Origin of the sequence: Sphingobacterium sp. B16(2022), from assembly GCF_012030425.1 — a bacterium.
GTDB classification, from domain to species: domain Bacteria; phylum Bacteroidota; class Bacteroidia; order Sphingobacteriales; family Sphingobacteriaceae; genus Sphingobacterium; species Sphingobacterium anhuiense.
This window is the reverse complement of sequence record NZ_JAAUVN010000001.1, coordinates 1084343-1103841: the sequence shown is the minus strand read 5'-3', so window position 1 is coordinate 1103841 and position 19499 is coordinate 1084343. Positions and strand designations below refer to the sequence as shown.

At 38.9% G+C, this 19499-nt stretch carries 13 protein-coding genes; 1 reads left to right on the top strand and 12 read right to left on the bottom strand.

The window, feature by feature from the left end; translation table 11 throughout:
• Positions 1–18 precede the first annotated feature (18 nt).
• Entirely contained in the window at positions 19–3156 is a 3138-nt protein-coding gene (locus HCX49_RS04870) for a GH92 family glycosyl hydrolase (protein ID WP_168126356.1), read from the bottom strand.
• A gap of 378 nt (positions 3157–3534) precedes the next feature.
• Between HCX49_RS04870 and HCX49_RS04865 the strand changes: the two genes are divergently transcribed.
• Entirely contained in the window at positions 3535–5652 is a 2118-nt protein-coding gene (locus HCX49_RS04865) for a hypothetical protein (protein ID WP_168126355.1), read from the top strand.
• A 74-nt stretch (positions 5653–5726) separates the two neighbouring features.
• On the opposite strand, the gene HCX49_RS04860 is transcribed toward HCX49_RS04865, so the two are convergent.
• From HCX49_RS04860 to HCX49_RS04810, 11 genes are all read right to left on the bottom strand, one after another.
• Entirely contained in the window at positions 5727–6434 is a 708-nt protein-coding gene (locus HCX49_RS04860) for an HAD family hydrolase (RefSeq protein ID WP_237682718.1), read from the bottom strand.
• Complete coding sequence (locus HCX49_RS04855; protein WP_168126354.1) at positions 6431–7432, bottom strand: lysylphosphatidylglycerol synthase transmembrane domain-containing protein; 1002 nt, start codon at positions 7430–7432, stop codon at positions 6431–6433. The genes HCX49_RS04860 and HCX49_RS04855 overlap by 4 nt, the downstream gene beginning before the upstream one ends.
• Positions 7413–8348, bottom strand: a complete 936-nt coding sequence (locus HCX49_RS04850; RefSeq protein WP_168126353.1) for a CDP-alcohol phosphatidyltransferase family protein — start codon at positions 8346–8348, stop codon at positions 7413–7415. The genes HCX49_RS04855 and HCX49_RS04850 overlap by 20 nt, the downstream gene beginning before the upstream one ends.
• Entirely contained in the window at positions 8341–9249 is a 909-nt protein-coding gene (locus tag HCX49_RS04845; protein ID WP_132840352.1) for a hypothetical protein, read from the bottom strand. The genes HCX49_RS04850 and HCX49_RS04845 overlap by 8 nt, the downstream gene beginning before the upstream one ends.
• Entirely contained in the window at positions 9246–9959 is a 714-nt protein-coding gene (locus tag HCX49_RS04840) for an NDP-sugar synthase (RefSeq protein ID WP_132840354.1), read from the bottom strand. The genes HCX49_RS04845 and HCX49_RS04840 overlap by 4 nt, the downstream gene beginning before the upstream one ends.
• A gap of 65 nt (positions 9960–10024) precedes the next feature.
• On the bottom strand, positions 10025–11350 hold the full coding sequence (locus HCX49_RS04835; protein ID WP_168126352.1) for an inositol-3-phosphate synthase: 1326 nt from the start codon (positions 11348–11350) through the stop codon (positions 10025–10027).
• Positions 11351–11571: 221 nt separating this feature from the next.
• Positions 11572–12990, bottom strand: coding sequence for an efflux transporter outer membrane subunit (locus tag HCX49_RS04830; RefSeq protein ID WP_168126351.1), 1419 nt, complete (start codon positions 12988–12990; stop codon positions 11572–11574).
• Between the two features lie 32 nt (positions 12991–13022).
• On the bottom strand, positions 13023–16187 hold the full coding sequence (locus HCX49_RS04825; RefSeq protein ID WP_168126350.1) for an efflux RND transporter permease subunit: 3165 nt from the start codon (positions 16185–16187) through the stop codon (positions 13023–13025).
• Positions 16188–16209: 22 nt separating this feature from the next.
• Positions 16210–17367, bottom strand: a complete 1158-nt coding sequence (locus HCX49_RS04820) for an efflux RND transporter periplasmic adaptor subunit (RefSeq protein ID WP_168126349.1) — start codon at positions 17365–17367, stop codon at positions 16210–16212.
• Between the two features lie 192 nt (positions 17368–17559).
• On the bottom strand, positions 17560–18459 hold the full coding sequence (locus HCX49_RS04815; RefSeq protein WP_168126348.1) for a helix-turn-helix domain-containing protein: 900 nt from the start codon (positions 18457–18459) through the stop codon (positions 17560–17562).
• Between the two features lie 199 nt (positions 18460–18658).
• A complete protein-coding gene (locus tag HCX49_RS04810; protein WP_168126347.1) occupies positions 18659–19429 on the bottom strand; it encodes a hypothetical protein in 771 nt (256 codons plus the stop codon).
• Positions 19430–19499 lie beyond the last annotated feature (70 nt).

The following is a 19499-nucleotide window of genomic DNA, read 5'->3' as shown; positions in this document are numbered from 1 at the left end:
CCTACCTGAATCAATGGTTTAATGATGCATAAGCCCCCACTGTTTATTTGGTTCAGACCCCATTTCTAGGACAAGCTCTCCTCCTTTCAGAAGCTCGGAAGCATCAAAATAAAATGTATCAAGTTTCTTTCCATTCAGGGTTGCGGCCTGCACGTAGATATTCTGTTTGCTGCTGTTATTGGCTTTGATCACGAATTGCTTTCCTCTACCGTATCGGTTATCCAGTTTAATTTTGATCTCTTTGAACATGGGGCTTCCAATTTCATATACCGGATTGCTTCGCGTACCTCCATCCATCTGGAATAAACCGATTGCAGTCATGATATACCATGCACTCATCTGTCCTTGATCTTCATCACCGAGATAGGCATTGGAAATGCCTTGTCCATAATACCTTTCGGCGATAGAACGGCTATATTTTTGCGTGAGCCAAGGTTTGTTCATGTAATTAAAAATATAGGCAAAATGCATCGATTGCTGATTACCTTGTACAACGGGGTAATCCCAGTATTGATCATTTGGCCCATTATAACGCCATTTTTCACTTTCTCCAAATCCCCATTCCAATCGCTTTAACAGCACATCTTCACCGATCCATTTGGAAAGCCCAGGTAGATCCTGAGGGACAAAGAAGGTTAATTGCCATGCATTACCTTCTAGGTAATGATGGTTTGCTCCAGATTTAAATGGATCAAAGTCTTTTAACCATTCGCCTTTTGAATCTTTCATCCGGGCATAGCCGGTTGATGGATCGATTGCATTTTTCCACCAGGTTCCCCGGTCATTAAAATATGTATAATCGTAAGTTTTGTTTAATGATTTGGCAAATTGACCTACCGTCCAGTCATCATAGCTATATTCTAAACTATTGGAAAAACGGCCCAGATCTGATGGTACATATTTATATTTTAAATACACATCTAGATCTCTATTGCCCGCAAATCCGCCTTCAAATTTCAGCGGGCTGGTCATCTGCATTTTCTTAACGGCTGTAAAAGCCTTTTCTACATCATAATCACGAATTCCCATCTGATATGCTCCGACGATCAGCGGAATTTCATGTTCTGCAACCATCACTGGTATATACTCCATTCCTGCTGGTCCCTTAGCTAACCAGCCGTCGGCATCGTACATCGCTAATTGTGATTTAACCCATTTGTTTGACCATTCAGGAGTCACCAAATTCCAAAATTGATTCAGATTCCAAAAGGTATTCCAGAATGCGTCACATCCAAGTGCCAGATCATTCCTGTTAGTGAGTGTACGAACTTCTTCACGTGAATCTCGCCATTGCCCGTTAATATCGCTAAATGTGTTTCTACTGGCAAGTGCACGGTACATATTGGTGTAGAATTTCTCTTTCTCCAAATAATCGTCGGAGGTGATTTCCAAGCGGTCGAGTAACTCATTCCAGACATCGTGTTGATGTGCTACAACCTGATCGAAAGACCATTGAAAAGGTTGGGTGATTTCCTGATGCAAATTCTCTTCGGCATTTTCGATACTAACATAGGATATGCCTGTGCGCAATTGAACTGTTTTTTGTTTCCTGACATCAAATTCAACAAACATGCCGGCTTCTGTCACCTGCTTACCTTCGCCATCTTGGCCAGAACTGACCTGGCCACCTTTCCATGTTCCGAAGTTGATAATGGGACGATCAAACTCGATTGCAAAATGAACAATGTAATCTTGTTTTGCATCGGTAGACCACACATTTTCAGATAGCTGACTGCTATACCCAATGATCTTAGTGTCTGATACTTTCTTTAGTTTATAATCTAAAATCTGGTATGGATACTCGCCGTTAGCTTTGAGGTCGATCATCACCCGGCCTGTATCGGATCTGTTGAAAGTATAACGTTGAAAACTTGCTCGCGTTGTCTGTGTTATGTCCACATCGATATCGTGATCGGTCAAATTGACGTGATAGGATCCTAATGGAGCACGTTCGGTTGTCTTATCAATCTGTGAGCGATATCCTGATTCGGGGTCGTATTGATCTCCGACCTTAACCTGCAGTTTTCCTGATGTAGGAAAGGTTCCTAACCCTCCCATTGTCCATTCATGGATATGACTAAAGGAACCGATCGATTCTATTGAGGGTTCATAACCTGCCTGCCAACCAATATTTTGATTATCAGGACTGATCTTCACCATACTAAATGGCATCCAGGGTCCCGGGGCAATCATCCATCGCGAATGCGCTGTACCAATCATGGTATTAACATAGTCGGAGGCACCTCCAAGTCTTTTCGGTTCTCGTGTCACCTGCAAACGATCTGTTAATTTATCATTGATGTAAATTTCACATATACTTTGCTTTCGTTTTTTTACGGGATCAAGGGGAACTTCGAGCATGGATAAGCCCTTGTCTAAACTTCCTTGATAGACAGATTTACCATCTATAAGAACCCGGATACGCTGGGCATTTTTTAGACGAAGCACCTCTACCAAAAGATTCTGCACACGTCCTTTAGGACCATTAGATTCGAAATCAGCAACCTTGATCTGCTTTACCAAAGCATCATAATTTGTGATCAATTTGGATTTTGCTGGCCCCAGCAAACGAAAAGAATCAAATTCAACCCATCCACCTTTCAAAACGGTTAAAGTGATATGGTTATATCCTGCGCGAATTACAGACGGATCAGGTTTTATGATGAGCTTCTTCTTCCCCAAAGCTCCAACTCCAGGTTGTCCTGTACCGGCTCCATTAGTAATATCATAATTATAATTTCGACCATTAATAGATAGCTGCAAGGTTGGATGATTTTTAGGATCCGAATTCACAAGGTCTACTTCCAATACATAAGGCTCATTGCCAGATGCTTTATCCAAAGCGTAATAGAAATTAAGGAAATGAGTCCGTAAACCTGAAGTAGGCCCTGTACCCCCCCATTCGTTTGCGGGCCCCGGAAGAACATAGGGCAATTCCGTATTTAGCTGACTTTGACCAATGATCACCTGTCTGTCTTCATATCCCATATCATGAGCCAAAAAATTCTTATAATCTCCTGGTGCTAATGCAAATTCTGCACTCGAACCATCAGGTTTACCCAATTGCCAAATTACATTTTGCTGTGCTAAGGCCTCCTGTCCAAAAGCAAGAAAAAATAATCCTGTTGCTACTAAAAATTTATTTCGTTTATTCATACTGTTTAGTTTATTGGTTATTCTTAAAAAAACATCTGCTTTCTGATCCAATTCAAAAATGGGATCATAACGACAATATTTAATTAAAAATAGACACAATCATCACTGGTTTAAAAGGTAATTATTTGACAAGATTTAAAATAAATATCGATTTTTCAATCGATGCCATGCAGGTATAATTAAAATTTAACTACACTTAATATGCATCACGCGTCTCATCTATAATACAATAATAAAACTTTGTACGTACATATGCAAGGATAAATACTAGATTGTACATACATACTTGTAAAAATTGGAAATTACAGCCTTTTATTCATACTGGATTAACAATGGAATGGGTTTTATTCCTTATCTTATTGTCCAAAACCGATTATAATGAAAAGATTCTTCTTTTGCTTACTATGTATACCTTTTTTTCTACATCAAACCTCTGGACAAATTGCTATTGATCGAAAAGCAGTAGTAGATAGACATCGGATTGTAACCAACAAACTTGATCTATTGAGTCCAGCACAGGTTGGTAATGGTGAATTTGCTTTTGCAGTGGATATTACCGGTTTACAAACATTTGTACCATTTAACACTTTATCAAACTGGAGTTGGCACAGTAGTCCTTTACCACAAGGTATGAAGGAAAGTGACTTCAAAAAGACTACTCTCAAAACCAATGGCAAAGATGTTCCTTACGATCTTCCAAATCCAAAACAGGAACAACTATCCAACTGGCTTGCAGCAAATCCGCATCGTTTCAATTTAGGGCGTATAGGTTTCAAACTAATTCGAAATGATGGTAAACTGGCAAATCAGAATGATATTTCACATACCCATCAAGAAGTTGATCTCTGGACAGGAATCATTAGCAGCAGTTTTGTATTTGAAGGTGTACCAGTCCATGTTAAAACAGCTTGTCATCCCGATAGCGATGCAATTGGGGTATCGATTGAAAGTGCACTTATCGGGAAGGGGCAACTTGCCGTTTTCTTTGCATTTCCTTATGCCATAGAACAGGGATATGAGAATTACCTAGGTGTATATGATGGCGGTGATCAACATACCTCCACACTTCATAATTTAGAAAAAAATTCTGTACGTATAGACCGTACAATGAATAGCACACATTATAGCGCTTCCATTAAATGGGCGACTGATGCTCAGATGATAAAGACAAAACAAATGCATCGTTTTGAACTTATACCCAAAGATACAGCAAAACTTTCCTTCACTTGTCTTTATTCAAATCAAACTAACGATATTCAGGTACCCATCACTTCAAACCTTTTTGAAGAAAGTGAAAAATCATGGAAAGCATTCTGGAATTCTGGAGCTGCTATCGATCTATCTGAGAGCAAAGATCGGCGATGGAAAGAGTTGGAACGAAGAATTGTACTATCGCAATACCTGATGCGACTAAATGAGTCGGGCTCTTTACCTCCACAAGAAAGTGGTCTGGTCAATAATGGCTGGTTTGGTCGTTTCCATTTTGAAATGATTTGGTGGCATTGCGTACATTATGCGCTCTGGAACAGATGGGCATTGTGGGATAAAAGTCTTTCGACATATCAAAATTTTTTAAAAACATCAACAGAAAGGGCACTCAATCAAGGATATCAAGGAGTACGCTGGCCCAAGTGTACTGGTGATATCGATCGAGAATGGCCAGACTTAATTCATGCGACACTTGTATGGCAACAACCCCATCCCATTTATTTTGCGGAACTCGATTACCGATTGCATACGAACAAGGAAACATTAACGAAATGGAGAGATGTGGTATTTGCAACTGCAGATTTTATGGCAGATTATGCTTCGTATGACAAAACAAAAAATCAATTTGATTTAGGTCCTCCTCTATACTTAGTATCGGAAAATTCTGATCCATTAGTAACCAAAAACCCGACATTTGAATTAAGCTATTGGCGTACAGGACTACGCTTAGCACAACAGTGGCGCGAGCGACTTGGCATGCCAATAAATAAAAAATGGAAAAATGTACAGGATAAACTCGCCCCCCTACCTCAAAAAAACGGCTTATATGAAACTTATGAAAATATACCAGACATGTGGGAAAAATATAATTACGAACACCCTGGACTAATTGGTACTTATGGTATGCTTCCTGGAGATGGTGTAGATCCAGAAACGTTCAAACGTACACTTAAAAAAGTGTTGGAAACCTGGAACTTTGATCGCACATGGGGATGGGACTTTCCCATGCTAGCTATGGCTGCTGCTCGTTGTGGCTATCCGGAACTGGCGATCGATTTGCTACTTCACCCTAGTAATAATTTTCAATTTGACCAGCATGGTTTAGCCACAGGTGGTCCATTTCCCTATTTTCCATCAAATGGTGGATTACTAACTGCAATTGCCATGATGGCCGGTGGTTGGGATGGTTCATCCTCAAAAAATCCTGGATTCCCTAAGGATGGAAATTGGTCAATTCGTGCCGAAGGATTCAATCCTTTACCAGCACTTAAAATAATAGCGAAATAAAAATCTCCAATCACTGTCGGCGGAAATCAAGAAAGCCAACAGTGAAGGAGATTTCCAAAATACAACAAAAGAAATTATACCAAGAATTCCTTCAGTTGTGCTATATCTGTTATGGTATAGTCTGCTGATGAAGTTGAATGAAGCGGTTGTTCCTCCCAACCTTCTCCATTCAACCAAAGTGTTTGACAACCGTTCACTTTTCCTGGTTCCATATCTTTGGTATAGGAATCTCCAATCACCAGGCATGCATTTGCAGGTATACCTAAAGCTGAAACACCTAAAGTATAGATTTCAGGGTTAGGCTTACGTACTCCAACTCGTGCAGATTCGACAACGGCCTCAAAATAATGCAGCAACTGATAATCATCTAAAACATGTTCCAGATTTCCATAAAAATTAGATACCATCACCATTTTATATTGTTTCGATAAAGTATCAAGTAATGGCCTAACGTGATCAAGACAATCTTCTACTAATTTATTGCAGGCATTAACAATTTGCAATCCGACACTATCTACCAGAGAGGTCATATTTAAATATTCAAATTGTGCTGTTATCTTAGCTAAAAGCACATCTTTAAAATTAAAAAGTGGCTTTATAATAGGATTTGTAGCCATTTTTCGCTCAGCATATACATATGCATCGTAGAAACCTGACTTATCGGTCGCTACTCCATAAAATTGATAATATTCCCAAAAAACAGCTGCCCAATGTCTTCCATTGGTATCCAATGTTCCGCCGTAATCAAATAATAATCCCTTTATACCTGTTATTTTCATCATCTTAATTTATAATCTTTGCGGACAATACTCATCCAAATCAACCCTATACCAATCCAAATAATTTCACGAATACGGGTTGCCAATCCCATAAATATACCTACCGATGCGGAGAAACCAATACTTGTGACTGCCATTGCCAATCCTCCTTCACGTGTACCCAATTGCATAGGTAGAAAAAAGATCAGGTTAGCGAAAAGCGAAGATCCTGAACTAACAATAAAAGCCTGAATCACACTCATATCGAGTTCCAGTGCTATTCCAATAAAATAAAGTTCGGCACAACCGACAACCCGAGCGAAAAATTCCCAAAAGAGTGCTACAAAAAATTGTGGTCTACGCTGTGTATATAAATCTTGGATCTGCTGATCAACATGCTCGAGTACTGTTTTTTTATCTTCATAAAATGTACGCGCGTACTTACCTACAAATGGAATCTTTTGAAAAAAGCGTACGATAGTGACTGTAAATCCCCGTTTATAAATTTTTGAAAAGGACCAAAAAATACCGAGTCCAAAGAATAAAATAAATAAACAGACGATCAGCATGCTCGCACTTAAGGGGACTACTGCTAGAATCAAAAAGATGGAAACCAGCCAAAAAACAATATGCGATAAAATATGCACCATACCGTACAGCAACACCGAGGAGCTCGCTTTTGCTTCTCCCAAATGTGGTTTCAATTCCATGATCCGGTAAGGTTCGCCTCCTAAAGCGACAAAGGGTGTAACATAATTAATGCTGTAGCCACTTACTGTCAACTGTAGAATTTTGATAAAGGGCAGTTTCGTTTCAGGAACGTTCGGTTCTTCAATGATTGATTTAAAAGCAAAAGCATTCATTACATAGATCACCAACCAACTTAGCAATATGGGCACAAACCACCACCCGGTCTGCAACAGATTGTTCCAAATATTTACTGGACCAATACTGAAAATCATATAAGCAAGTGTAGCTATTCCAATGATCAAGAAAATAAGCTTATATATGTTTTTCATCATATTGATTTGTCGCTAATTGATCGATGAAATGAGCACTTACTTGCTCCTGCCTTTTACACATATAGATCAGTATCGGATTTAAAATAAATATGTCAAAAAAGAAATATAACCAGACCTGATCAATAAAGATCCATAGAAACAAAAACAGTACGCGTGTATTAAACTGTACGATATTGGTATATTTCATCAATGGACGGTTACGGATACGAAATGCGTTGACAAATGATGCTGGCATCTGGTCGGCATACTTATGCTTAACCATCTGCAATAACTGTTGCAGTTTTGGCGAAAAATTCTCCTGCATGGTGGTATAATTCTTATAACCGTTCAATACGAATTTTTGAAAGAAGTCTTTCTTCCAGCTCATTTTGTCCAACTCTGCTTGAAGCTCTTTCGAATTATCTAGTTCACTACCTGCTTTTCCCTTTATAAAATACAAATGGACATTGCGATAATAGTCAGCCATTGCTGATTGAAATACATGGGATACTCCAGCTAAAACACCTGGTACCCAAATCCAGGCAGACCAACCTTCATTCATACATCGTAAACATAAAGCAATATGAATGGCCGCAAACCAGAAATCTCCTGCAAATCCATCTAAAATTCTTCCGAACCGACTTTTATTGTCAGTCATCCTGGCCAACTGTCCATCTGCACTGTCTAAAGAATTGGCAAATACCAATAATAGCATGCCGATGATATTGATCCATAAATCACCGTAATAAAACAGAATCCCGGCTCCTACACCAAAAAATATACTGGTGATCGTCACGGCATTGGGTGTCACTCCTATTCGGGCACAAAACTTAGCGATACGGTAACCTATCGGCCTGTAGAACCAAATATCGATTCGCTCTTCTGTGTCATTCGATTTGAGTGACTGTTCAAATAATGTATGTTCTGATTTAGACATAATTCCGATCATCTTTATCTTCTTCATTAAAGATCATCCGATCTATAAATTCAGAAAATTTTCCAAAAATATGAGTGGCTATTGCTTCTGCGGCCTGTTCTCTGCAGGGCGCAAAGCTTGGCCAATCGTTTAAATCTATAATATGAAAACTTCCATCAGCTTGTACGATAGCATCTCCACCATAGATAGTGACTCCCAAAACTTCAGCTGCTCGTTCCGCTGCCTGTTTTAAAGCCTCATTATCAAAAGGGTAATGTGCTGTTGCACCGTTTATTTGCTCATAAGCGGCATATTTATGATGATTTAGATCATAAGGATGAAACCAATAGAAAAAATCGGTCCCAGAGACTGCATAAAACTTTACCAAATCGCCAAATAAATGTTGCGATACGACAGCGTCATCAATACCACGCAAAGCATATTCTGCCAATATATTATTTGCTTCGTCCTTAGTGCTTACAAAACTGACATCTTCCTTATGAACGGCATGAAAATCGCCTCTTTTTATCCATATACCCGGTAAGCCATAATGATCAAACAGATCTCCTATATCATCGTGGGTATTAACAACTACACTCGCTGGATAAGGCACATCATTTTCTAACAGTTTTTCTGTCATAATAGTCCGATAGCAGCTCTGGATTCCAAATGATGAGTTGATAATCAAAACGCCATTACGCTCCAGCTCTTGCAAATAACGCACTAATGCTTTGGATCTTCCCATTGTGATAATGGGTTCTTTTTGATAACCTTTCAGAGAAAGAAAATCATCTTCTGTTACCTGGGTGATATTAACACCTTCTTTTTCCAGTAATCCGATTACTGCTTGAAAAATTGCTGTATCATTATTAACATGATTTGGCGAGAAATCATTTTTCCTTAGTATTGCGTATACTCTCATGATTGGCTCTTTTGCTCCATTAAAAAATATTCAGCCGTCTCCCTGTCATGTAGATGATCCACATCAATAATTTTGGCAAAAGGATACGCTTTGATCATAAATCCTTTATCGATAAGGAATCGCTGATAATTTCGCATGCGCTGATTGCCTGCGGCTAAGGATTCAACAGCAGCCTGCATGGCCTTCTTTCGTAAACAATAAATACCACCCGATACGAATGCTGCCTGCGGATATTTGTTATCTGAAAAACAAACAATTCTATTATCGCTATTTACGGTCACATATAAAGGGCTTTCGTCATCAACAAAAGGAGTAACAGCAAATAATCCGTCCATATCTCCCTGCTGAAATGCCTCTACATATTGGCCAAAGGTATCCGGTTCAAACACCGTGTCTGTCGTTGTAAGACAGCAGGAATCCCAATGGGGAAATGCTTCTTGCAGAGCAACAAAACTATGTAAGGAACTCACGGTATCTTTGATCAACAAATGAATAGGAATTTTAAATTCATGTTTGACCAAAAATTTATGTAATTCTTTATTCTTTCCGTTGATAATAATGAAAACAGATCTGGCCCCCTGCGCTGCAAAAATATTGATCAGTCTCTCGATCATCGGAACACCTAACAAAGGCAACAAAGGCTTTGCTTTCTTAAATCCTTCCTTCTTTAATCGCTGCCCTTCACCGGCAGCTATAATTGCGTACTCCATCTTAATTGATAAAACCCTTAAAGTATTTAAAAATACTTTAAGGGTGTTGTAAATTGTATAATGCGTTACATGCTATCCACTAGCTCTTGATAGTAATCCAGACCTAAGTGTGTAATCAGATCTTCCCCCATCATATGGCGCAACGTGTTTTGCAACTTGATGAGCTGTTTAAAAATATCGTGTTCTGGAGGTAATCCAGGAGCAGTCTGTGGAGATTTTAAATAGAACGATAACCACTCTTGGATACCGAACATACCTGCACGCTGTGCCAGATCTATAAATAACGCTAGATCTAATGCGACAGGCGCGGCCAGAATAGAATCACGGCATAAAAAGTTAATTTTTATCTGCATTTTGTATCCCATCCAGCCAAAAATGTCAATATTATCCCAGCTTTCTTTATTATCGCCATGTGGCGGGTAATAGTTGATACGTACTTTATGATATAGATTACCGTACAACTCTGGGTTTTTCTTAGCATCCAAAATCTCTTCAAGCACACTTAGCTTGGAAACTTCTTTTGTTTTGAAATTTTCCGGATCGTCTAATACAAGTCCATCTCTATTTCCTAAAATATTGGTTGAGAACCAGCCTTCAACTCCTAATGCGCGAGCCTGTAAACCGGGAGCAACAATTGTTTTCATCAAAGTCTGACCTGTTTTAAAATCTTTTCCCGCTATTGCTACTTGCATCAACTGTGCTAACTCCACAATGGCAGGAACGTCACAACTTAAATTTGGTGCGCCATTAACATAAGGTGCGCCCTGCTTTAAAGCTGCATATGCATAAATCATACTAGGTGGAATACGCAGATCATTTTGATCCAAAGCATCTTCAAAATTTTTCAGACTATCAAAAATAGCATTTCCTTCAATATATTTTTCAGTTGAGCCACACCAAAGTACTACGATACGGTCACAGTTATTTTCTTTTTTAAAGTTCTGGATATCAGCTTGTACAGCATCGGCCAAAGCTCTTCGTGTAAGTCCCTCTTTAATATGCTTTCCATCGAGATTCTTAACAAAATTACGATCAAAAACAGCCTTCATAGGTTTAATTTGCTCCAACTCCGCCCGTACTTGCTCCAATTGATAAGGTTCTAAAACACGTGCTTTTGAAGCTGCTTCAAAGACATTATCGGCATATACATCCCATCCTCCAAACACAATATCTTCTAATTTTGCCAAGGGTACGAAGTCCTTAATCAAAGGATTTCTATCTTCTGTACGTTTTCCTAAACGAATGCGGCTCAATTGTGATACTGAACCTATGGGTTTTGAATACCCCTTATTGATACCTGCGACACCTGCGATCAATGTGGTGGCTACTGCACCCAAACCCGGAATTAATATTCCCAGCTTACCTTTTGCTTCATTCACTTGTTGTTTCATTTTGTTGTATTTAAGTGATATTTAAAATTAATGGATTAGAATTCTCGTTATTATTGATTTTCTGGTCTTAAGCTACCAGAGTACATCGTTAAACACTTATTACTTGATTTTGTTGTGTTTAAATAAAATTTAATTATCTTTTCACGGTTAAAAATGTCCTAAGCGCTAGGGCTCAGGACACTCGTTAAACAGATATAATAGACTTACCACGTACTATTCTTTTAATGTCTACCCCCTCCTAAGGCACGGTATAAATTGACTTCGGTGTAGAGCCTTTGACTCTTAATAGCTGCATTATCGAGTTCGGCCTGCAACTTACTCTGCTGCGCTGCTATCACCTCTAAATACGTTGCCATATCATTCTTAAAGAGAATATCTGCATTTTTAATCATCTCCTGATTGCGGGCAACCAGGCCGCGTGATATTTCTTCCTGCTCTTTTAAAGATGCCATACTGGCTAGAATATTGGATACTTCTCCTACTGCCTGTAATACACTTTCTTTAAACTGGATTTCCGCTTGTGCACTTGCTATTTTGGCTTGATTGAAAGCTGTCTTTAGCTGTCGACCTTGTACTATTGGTTGCGTCAGTGAACCCGTTAAGGCTCCAAATAACGAACCTGGGATATTGAACCAATCACTTGCTTTAAAAGCATTTAATCCTCCTTGTGCTGTAATATTTAAACTCGGGTACATGCTTACTTTAGAAACATGCACCTGTGCGAATGACTTTTGGACTTCCAGTTCTGCAGTTCTTACATCCGGACGTAAAGCCAGCATCATAGCAGGAACACCTGTTGCGAGATGATCTTTTGCCTTTAAAGTGACTAAAGAAGTTTTTCTTTCTATATGACCCGGCATGCGACCTGCCAATGCCTGCAAAGCATTTTCCTGAATGATAATCTGCTCGTCCAATACCGGAATAGATTTTAACACAAGATCTCGGTTACCTTCTTGTTGCTGCACTGCTAAAAGTGTCGTGAGTCCCAGAGCATGCTGTACCCGCGTCATCTGTAAAATATTGTCGATTAAACTCAAATTTTTCAAGCTGATATCTTTTTGCAAATCAAGCATCAGCAGGTTATAATATCCCTGTGCGATGGTGCTAACCAAGCGTGTTTGAATTGCCTTACTGGCTTCCTGAGTCTGTAAATAACTGGACAGCGCCATCTCTTTACGTCCCTTGATCTTACCCCAGATATCTGCCTCCCAAGAAATATTTACTGCAGTTGTGTAATCCTCCATGTATTTTTTTCCCATAAATTGACCAGCCATCATACCATTCATACTATTATCAGATGGTCTGGTTACCGTTCCCGTTCCTGCTGACAATCCAATCTGTGGTAAATAACCCCATTTTGCCTGTTTCATAGATTCGGTTGCTATATCAATCTGTTTAATAGCCACCTGTAGATTATTGTTGTTCATAAGCGCGGTATCGATAAGATCTAATAAAATCTGATCACTAAAGAACTCTTTATATGACAGTGATGCAATGGAACTGCTATCACTTTCAATGACTCGATTATCCTGCGTAAATGTTGCAGGTACTGCTACTGGGTTAGGAACATATTTCACTGACTTACAGGCAGCCGTTACCATTAAGGTGAGACACAGGCAAGTCATATTTATTTTATTCATATTTATGTTAATGCTTAACATTTGATTTACTTTTAATGTGAAACTTCTGTTTCTTCATACTCCCAATCGCTTTCTTCCGCAGGCTTTCCACTCATACGTTCCTGCAGGTATTGAAAAACGACGAACAAGACCGGTGTTAAAAACACCCCGAACACAGTTCCTGCAAGCATACCAAATACTGCGGCATAACCGATGGAATGGTTCCCGATCGCCGAAGGCCCTACTGCAAATAACAACGGCATCAAACCAGCTATAAACGCGAGTGAAGTCATCAAAATCGGTCTAAGTCTTGCCTTTGCACCTTCAACAGCGGCGGCTACGATACTCTTTCCTGCGCGTCTGCGCTGAATAGCAAACTCAATAATCAAAATAGAATTTTTGGCCAGTAGTCCGATCAACATAACCAAAGCAACCTGTACATAGATGTTGTTGGATAGACCTGCAAAACCAATTCCTACGAATACGCCCAACAGACCACAGGGGATGCTGATCAAAACTGCCCAAGGCAGAATATAGCTCTCATATTGCGCTGATAACAAGAAGTATATAAAAACAATACATAATCCAAAAATAGCAGCAGTCTGGCCACTGGATGATTTTTCTTCACGGCTCATTCCTTTCCAATCATGCGCAAAACCATTGGGTAAAAAAGTAGCACTAACTTCATCTATAGCTTGCATGGCCTGACCAGTACTATATCCAGGTTTTGGCATCGCGGTAATGTTAATGGCATTAAATAAATTAAAATGCTCTACTGTTTCTGGACCAGATACAGGCTTTAATTGTACCAAACTGTTAATCGGTACCATCTGTCCCAATTGATTTTTAAGCATAATTCCATCCAAAGAAGAAGGATCTGATCTAAACTCAGGAGATGCCTGGATGACAACACGGTAATACTTTCCAAAACGATTAAAATCGGATGCTTGCATACTTCCGTAATATCCTTGCATCAAGGTCATTAAATCGGAGACATTCACGTGAAGCTGTTTGGCCTTCATTTCGTCAACAACCATTTCATATTGTGGATAGGATGCATTAAATGTGGTAAAGGCAAATGCGATCTCAGGTCGTTGCATCAATGCGCCCATATATCCATTGGCCGTTTCACTAAATTTACTTAAACTGCCCGCGGTTTTATCTTGTAGAACAACTTCTAATCCTGAAGTATTACCAAACCCCGATACAGTCGGCATACCCAATACAAAGAAGTTTGCACTTTGATTTCCTTGTAACTGTCCTTGAAGAGCAACTAAAATTTGATTGATATCTTTAACTTCTCCCCTTTCTTTGAGTGGTTTCAAACGGATCATCAATACCCCTGCAGAAGATGAAGTACTAAAACTCATCATATTTAAACCCGAAATACTGATCACCGATTCTACAGAAGGATGCTTCTGAATTTCTAATTCTGCATCGGTTATGGCTTTAGTTGTCCGATCCAAAGATGCACCTGGTGGCGTATTGACCATGGCCATTAAAAAACTCTGATCCTCATCGGGTATAAAACCTGTCGGTGTGGTACGGAACATCCATACAAACAATACCAATAGCACTGCCAGTCCTGAGAATGCCAAAGTTTTACGTTTTATTAAGAAAAGGACAGATTTACCGTAACGAAATGTCAGTTTATTAAAAGCTGCATTAAATCCTGCGAAAAAACGTTCTTTAAAATTTGTTTTCTTCTCCTCATGATGCCCATCGTGCGATTTTAATAATAACGCACATAATGCAGGACTTAAGGTTAGTGCATTAACTGCTGAGATCAGAATCGCCATTGCCAAAGTCAAAGCAAACTGCTGATAAAACACACCTGTAGGGCCTTCCATAAAAGCAACGGGTATAAATACTGCCGACATCACAAGCGTAATCGATATGATAGCGCCTGTGATCTCACTCATTGCAGACATTGTCGCCGCTTTTGCATTTAACTTTTTCTTCTCCATTTTAGCATGTACTGCTTCTACGACAACGATGGCATCATCGACAACGATCCCGATCGCTAGTACGAGTGCAAAAAGGGTCAATAGATTGATCGAGAATCCAAACAGCTGCATAAAGAAAAATGTACCAACAATAGAAACCGGAACTGCAATCGCTGGAATTAATGTCGATCTAAAATCCTGTAAAAAGATAAATACAACAATAAAAACGAGTACAAAAGCTTCTAGCAAGGTGGTGATAACTTGAGCAACAGACTGATCTAAAGATTCCTTAGAAGAGTACGGCGTAGTGTATTTAATACCTGCGGGAAATGACTTTGAAAGCTCCTTTAAACGTTCCTGCATCTCTATCTCTACTGCATTGGCATTTGAACCAGCTGTTTGATAAAGGGCAATCATAATCGCCGGTTTCTTATTATACGCTGTGGCAACCGTATTGGTGTACGACCCAAACTCAACTTTAGCCACATCCTGCAGACGCAACACGGAACCATCAGCATTTGCGCGTATGATAATATTTTCGTAATCGGCTGCTTCAGCCAGCTTTCCTTTATATCGGATTACATATTCTACAGCTTCCTTGGTACTCTCTCCAAATCTTCCTGGAGCAGCTTCAATATTCTGAGTCTGGATCGCAGCAGACACTTCTTGCGGCGTGATATCATAGGAAGCCATCTGAGCAGGATTGAGCCAAACGCGCATCGAGTAATCTTTGTTACCGAATACCTGTGCATCACCGACTCCTGTAATACGCTTTAGCTCTGGAACAATATTAATCTTAGCATAATTCTCTATAAAAAGTTCGTCTGATTTATTATCATCGGAGTATAGCGTAACCATGGCCACCATACTATTCTGTCTTTTTAGTGTGCTTACACCGATCTGATTAACCTCTGCAGGTAACATACTGGTTGCTTGCGATACTCGGTTCTGTACGTTTACTGCGGCCTGATCCGGATCTGTTCCTAATTTAAAAACAACAGTAATCATCAAACTACCGTCATTACTGGATGTAGAAGTAAGAAAGTCCATATTTTCTACACCATTGATGGCATTTTCTAATGGCGGTGCTACTGCCTTAGCAATTACTTCGGCAGAGGCACCTGGGTAAGTCGCCATTACGGTAACACTTGGTGGGGCGATTTCAGGAAATTTGGTAATGGGTAAACCGAGCATAGCCACGACTCCCAGAATAACCAGCAATATGGATATAACTGTAGCCAATACTGGCCTTTTAATTATTTTTTTTAACATAATGACTAAGGATAAATGGTTGTTAAGATTTATTCACGCTATCTTTTACTGTGGTTGCGGATTTCACCTTAACAGGCATACCATTCTGAAGGAAACTAAGTCCATTTGTAATTATCTGATCACCTGCTGTAACACCTGATTTGACGAAGTATTGAGATTCTTGTTTACCGCTTACTTCAATTGGCGTCTGTACCGCCTTTCCTTCTTTACTGATCGTAAATACATAAATTTTATCTTGAATGGCTGTCGTTGCTGTTATCGGAACTACAACAACCTGCTCAATATGTTGATCTAATGCTATTTTCCCTGTGTTACCTGTTCGTAATTGTCCTTGCGGGTTTTCAAATTTTGCCCGAAGACTGATCGAACCTGTATTCTTGTCGAATTGACCTTCAATAGCATCAATTTTCCCTAAATGTGGAAAGTCCTGTCCATTAGCTGTTTTTAAAGTTACAGGAGCGGCTTGCTTCAACTTTTCAGCAACAGAGTTTCCCGGTAATGCTGCCTGAAAATTAACAAAATCGTTTTCACTCATTGAGAAATATGCAAATACGGCATGCGTATCTGATAAGAGCGTTAAGGGCTCGACTGCAGCAGGATTAATGAGACTTCCTAATCGATAAGGAATACGACCTATAGTGCCACTGACCGGAGCTTTGATTGTACAGAATTCAAGGTTAATTTTCGCTGTTTCAAAAACGGCATTTGCCTGCGCTAAAGCCGCTTGCGCACCTTCGTACGTTGCCTGTGCTTGGTCAACCTGTAGATTAGATACGAGTTTATTACTTACTAATTCTTTTTTCCTATCTAAATCTATTTTAACATTGGACAGATTCGCTTTAGCTGCTAAAATAGATGCTTGCGCATTTTTATACTGCTCTTTGTAGGTACGATCATCCACTTGAAATAAAGTCTGCCCAGCCCTGACAAATGCACCTTCATCAACAAAGATCTTAGCCAGATAACCGGAAACTTGTGGACGGATTTCAACATTTACAACTCCTTCAATGCTGCTTGCATAAGTTTTTGTTAATATTCCATTTTCTTCTTGAAGTGTCATCACTGGAACTTCTAAGGCTGCGGGTGCCCCCCCTTCCTGGTTTGGTTTTTGACCACAACTTGTTAGGAATCCTAGGCTTAAGCCAAGCAATGTTGATTGAACAACTAATTTCCGATTCATTTAAAATATATTATGTTCTCGCTATATTTAAAGATTCGAAAAGAAGGGTTAGTCACTAAAATATTGGACTTCAGACCCCATCTTTTCTCCTCATGTACAATTAATACAAATATATATCTGACTAAATCGGTTAAAAAGTCTAAAGGGAGCTTTAACTTGTCAAAAAGACACTAAATTAAGTTCGGGATAAATTTAAGTTAATAATTCTTTACGATACAGAATCGGGGATTGACCTGTATTCTTTTTAAAAAATTTGCTAAAAGTTGGTAAATCACTAAAATTCAATTGTTGCATGATATCTGAGATTGAGTAAAAATTAGACCGTAATTTAGCTGTCACTTCAGCCATCAACGTTTGTTCAATAATCTGCAGCGGGCTTAACCCTGTAACTTCTTTTATAACCCTGCTGAGGTATTTTCGACTCACAAATAAGCAATCGGCATAATGCTGGACTGAACGGTGAACATGAAATTGATCTACCACCAGCGTAATGAAATCCAAACATAATTTCTCTTTTCGGCCACTGAGTACGACCTGACCGATAACATGATCCATAAGTTCGGATTCTATTTCGTAGTTGAGTAGTGCAAAAGTACTTTTAATAATTTCCGCCTGATGTTTAGTTGGTGTAGGACTCAGATTAACTTCTCTTAAATGTTCTAGATAAACTACAAATCGCTTAACTACAGGTTCACGTAAGGAAAATACCTTTAAATAATTGTCAAACAAAAAATCTAAGGACGATCTGCCTTGAAAAAACATGCCTATTTTTTTAGCAAAATCTAAAGAAAACATGAAACTAATCATTTCAAGATCATCACTCCTTTCCAAAAACTCAATAATTGTAGTCGGTGAATGTAAGAATGCCATATTTTCCTGGATTTTCTGTTCAGAAAAACCAATCCGCATACCGAGCGTTCCTTTTAGGATAATACTCATTCCAAAGCTGTCAGTTCGCATAGGCTCATAAGAGCGAATGTCAGTCATATTACTTTTCTGTAAATGACAGATAGTAAATCCCTCATACTGTTGTTTGTTCATCTGCTCGGCAACAAACTCCTTTAAAGTAAAAAATGTAATTCGACGATCCATAATCTTAAACGCTAACAAATAGCATGTCTAAGTTAAAATTTAAAATAATCTTTGTTTTACTCTTTTTGTTTTTTGACAATTTTCTGTCAAAAGTCAAACATACATATTGGTTAGTTGTTATACTACAACGATGAGCATAAAAAAACAGCAATCTTTCATGCAAGGTTGCTGTAATTGTTTGTATTTTAAACTGAAATAATTATCCGCCGTATACAGCTACACCTTTATCCTGTAACACATATCCCTTCCATGCCATGAGGATGTAATTTCCAGAAACCCAGTTTCCTTCACCTTTTTTTTCCAATACTATACCATTATTAGAATTGGGCAAAAAAACTTCAGCTTTAGAATTGTCCGAACTAAAGTACACATAGGCTTGTTTACCTTCCGTTCTTGCCCCATCCTTCAAAGGATTTAAGATTGTTTTTAAAGTGGCTAATGTAATGCACCTTTGTTCCAATTCTGAGTATGATTTTCCATCTTCAAACAGGCAACCTTGTTTTTTTTCAACACAATCTCCTTTTATCAAGGGCATGGTTGAAGTAAAATTCAAGTGCTTTATATCTTTGAAAGCCGTACCTTCAGCATTCATATCACCATATCCTTCAATCAATGTGTCTTTACTTACTTTAAATGCAACCTGCCTAACAGAAGTTACTCCTTCTGACTGGAAAGTATAATCTGCGAGCAGCACATTATCCTTCAGCTGCCCTACGAAAGTTCCAGTATTCTTATCTTTCTCGGCGAAAGCGTACGTAAGGTTTCCTTTAAGAGTTGGTCCTATATCAGTAAATTCCAACGAAATATGATTATTGCCGTCATTGTAAGTATAACATGCCGGTTCTGAGAAAGTAACTGTTTTGCCTGTCATTTCTTCAAAAGCAGCATTACGGTTTTCAGTTTTTGAATCCCTATTTCTACAACTTATCATTGTCAACATAACAAACGATAATGTGATTATTTTTTTCATATTTTCTAGCGTTAAATGGTCATCAATTTTTTTAAAATAATGATACTTCCTAAAAATCACAATTCATAAA

Coding starts and splice junctions, on each gene's coding strand:
- HCX49_RS04870 (WP_168126356.1), bottom strand. CDS start 3,156: ATGAATAAACGAAATAAATTTTTAGTAGCAACAGGATTATTTTTTCTT.
- HCX49_RS04865 (WP_168126355.1), top strand. CDS start 3,535: ATGAAAAGATTCTTCTTTTGCTTACTATGTATACCTTTTTTTCTACAT.
- HCX49_RS04860 (WP_237682718.1), bottom strand. CDS start 6,434: ATGATGAAAATAACAGGTATAAAGGGATTATTATTTGATTACGGCGGA.
- HCX49_RS04855 (WP_168126354.1), bottom strand. CDS start 7,432: ATGATGAAAAACATATATAAGCTTATTTTCTTGATCATTGGAATAGCT.
- HCX49_RS04850 (WP_168126353.1), bottom strand. CDS start 8,348: ATGTCTAAATCAGAACATACATTATTTGAACAGTCACTCAAATCGAAT.
- HCX49_RS04845 (WP_132840352.1), bottom strand. CDS start 9,249: ATGAGAGTATACGCAATACTAAGGAAAAATGATTTCTCGCCAAATCAT.
- HCX49_RS04840 (WP_132840354.1), bottom strand. CDS start 9,959: ATGGAGTACGCAATTATAGCTGCCGGTGAAGGGCAGCGATTAAAGAAG.
- HCX49_RS04835 (WP_168126352.1), bottom strand. CDS start 11,350: ATGAAACAACAAGTGAATGAAGCAAAAGGTAAGCTGGGAATATTAATT.
- HCX49_RS04830 (WP_168126351.1), bottom strand. CDS start 12,990: ATGAATAAAATAAATATGACTTGCCTGTGTCTCACCTTAATGGTAACG.
- HCX49_RS04825 (WP_168126350.1), bottom strand. CDS start 16,187: ATGTTAAAAAAAATAATTAAAAGGCCAGTATTGGCTACAGTTATATCC.
- HCX49_RS04820 (WP_168126349.1), bottom strand. CDS start 17,367: ATGAATCGGAAATTAGTTGTTCAATCAACATTGCTTGGCTTAAGCCTA.
- HCX49_RS04815 (WP_168126348.1), bottom strand. CDS start 18,459: ATGGATCGTCGAATTACATTTTTTACTTTAAAGGAGTTTGTTGCCGAG.
- HCX49_RS04810 (WP_168126347.1), bottom strand. CDS start 19,429: ATGAAAAAAATAATCACATTATCGTTTGTTATGTTGACAATGATAAGT.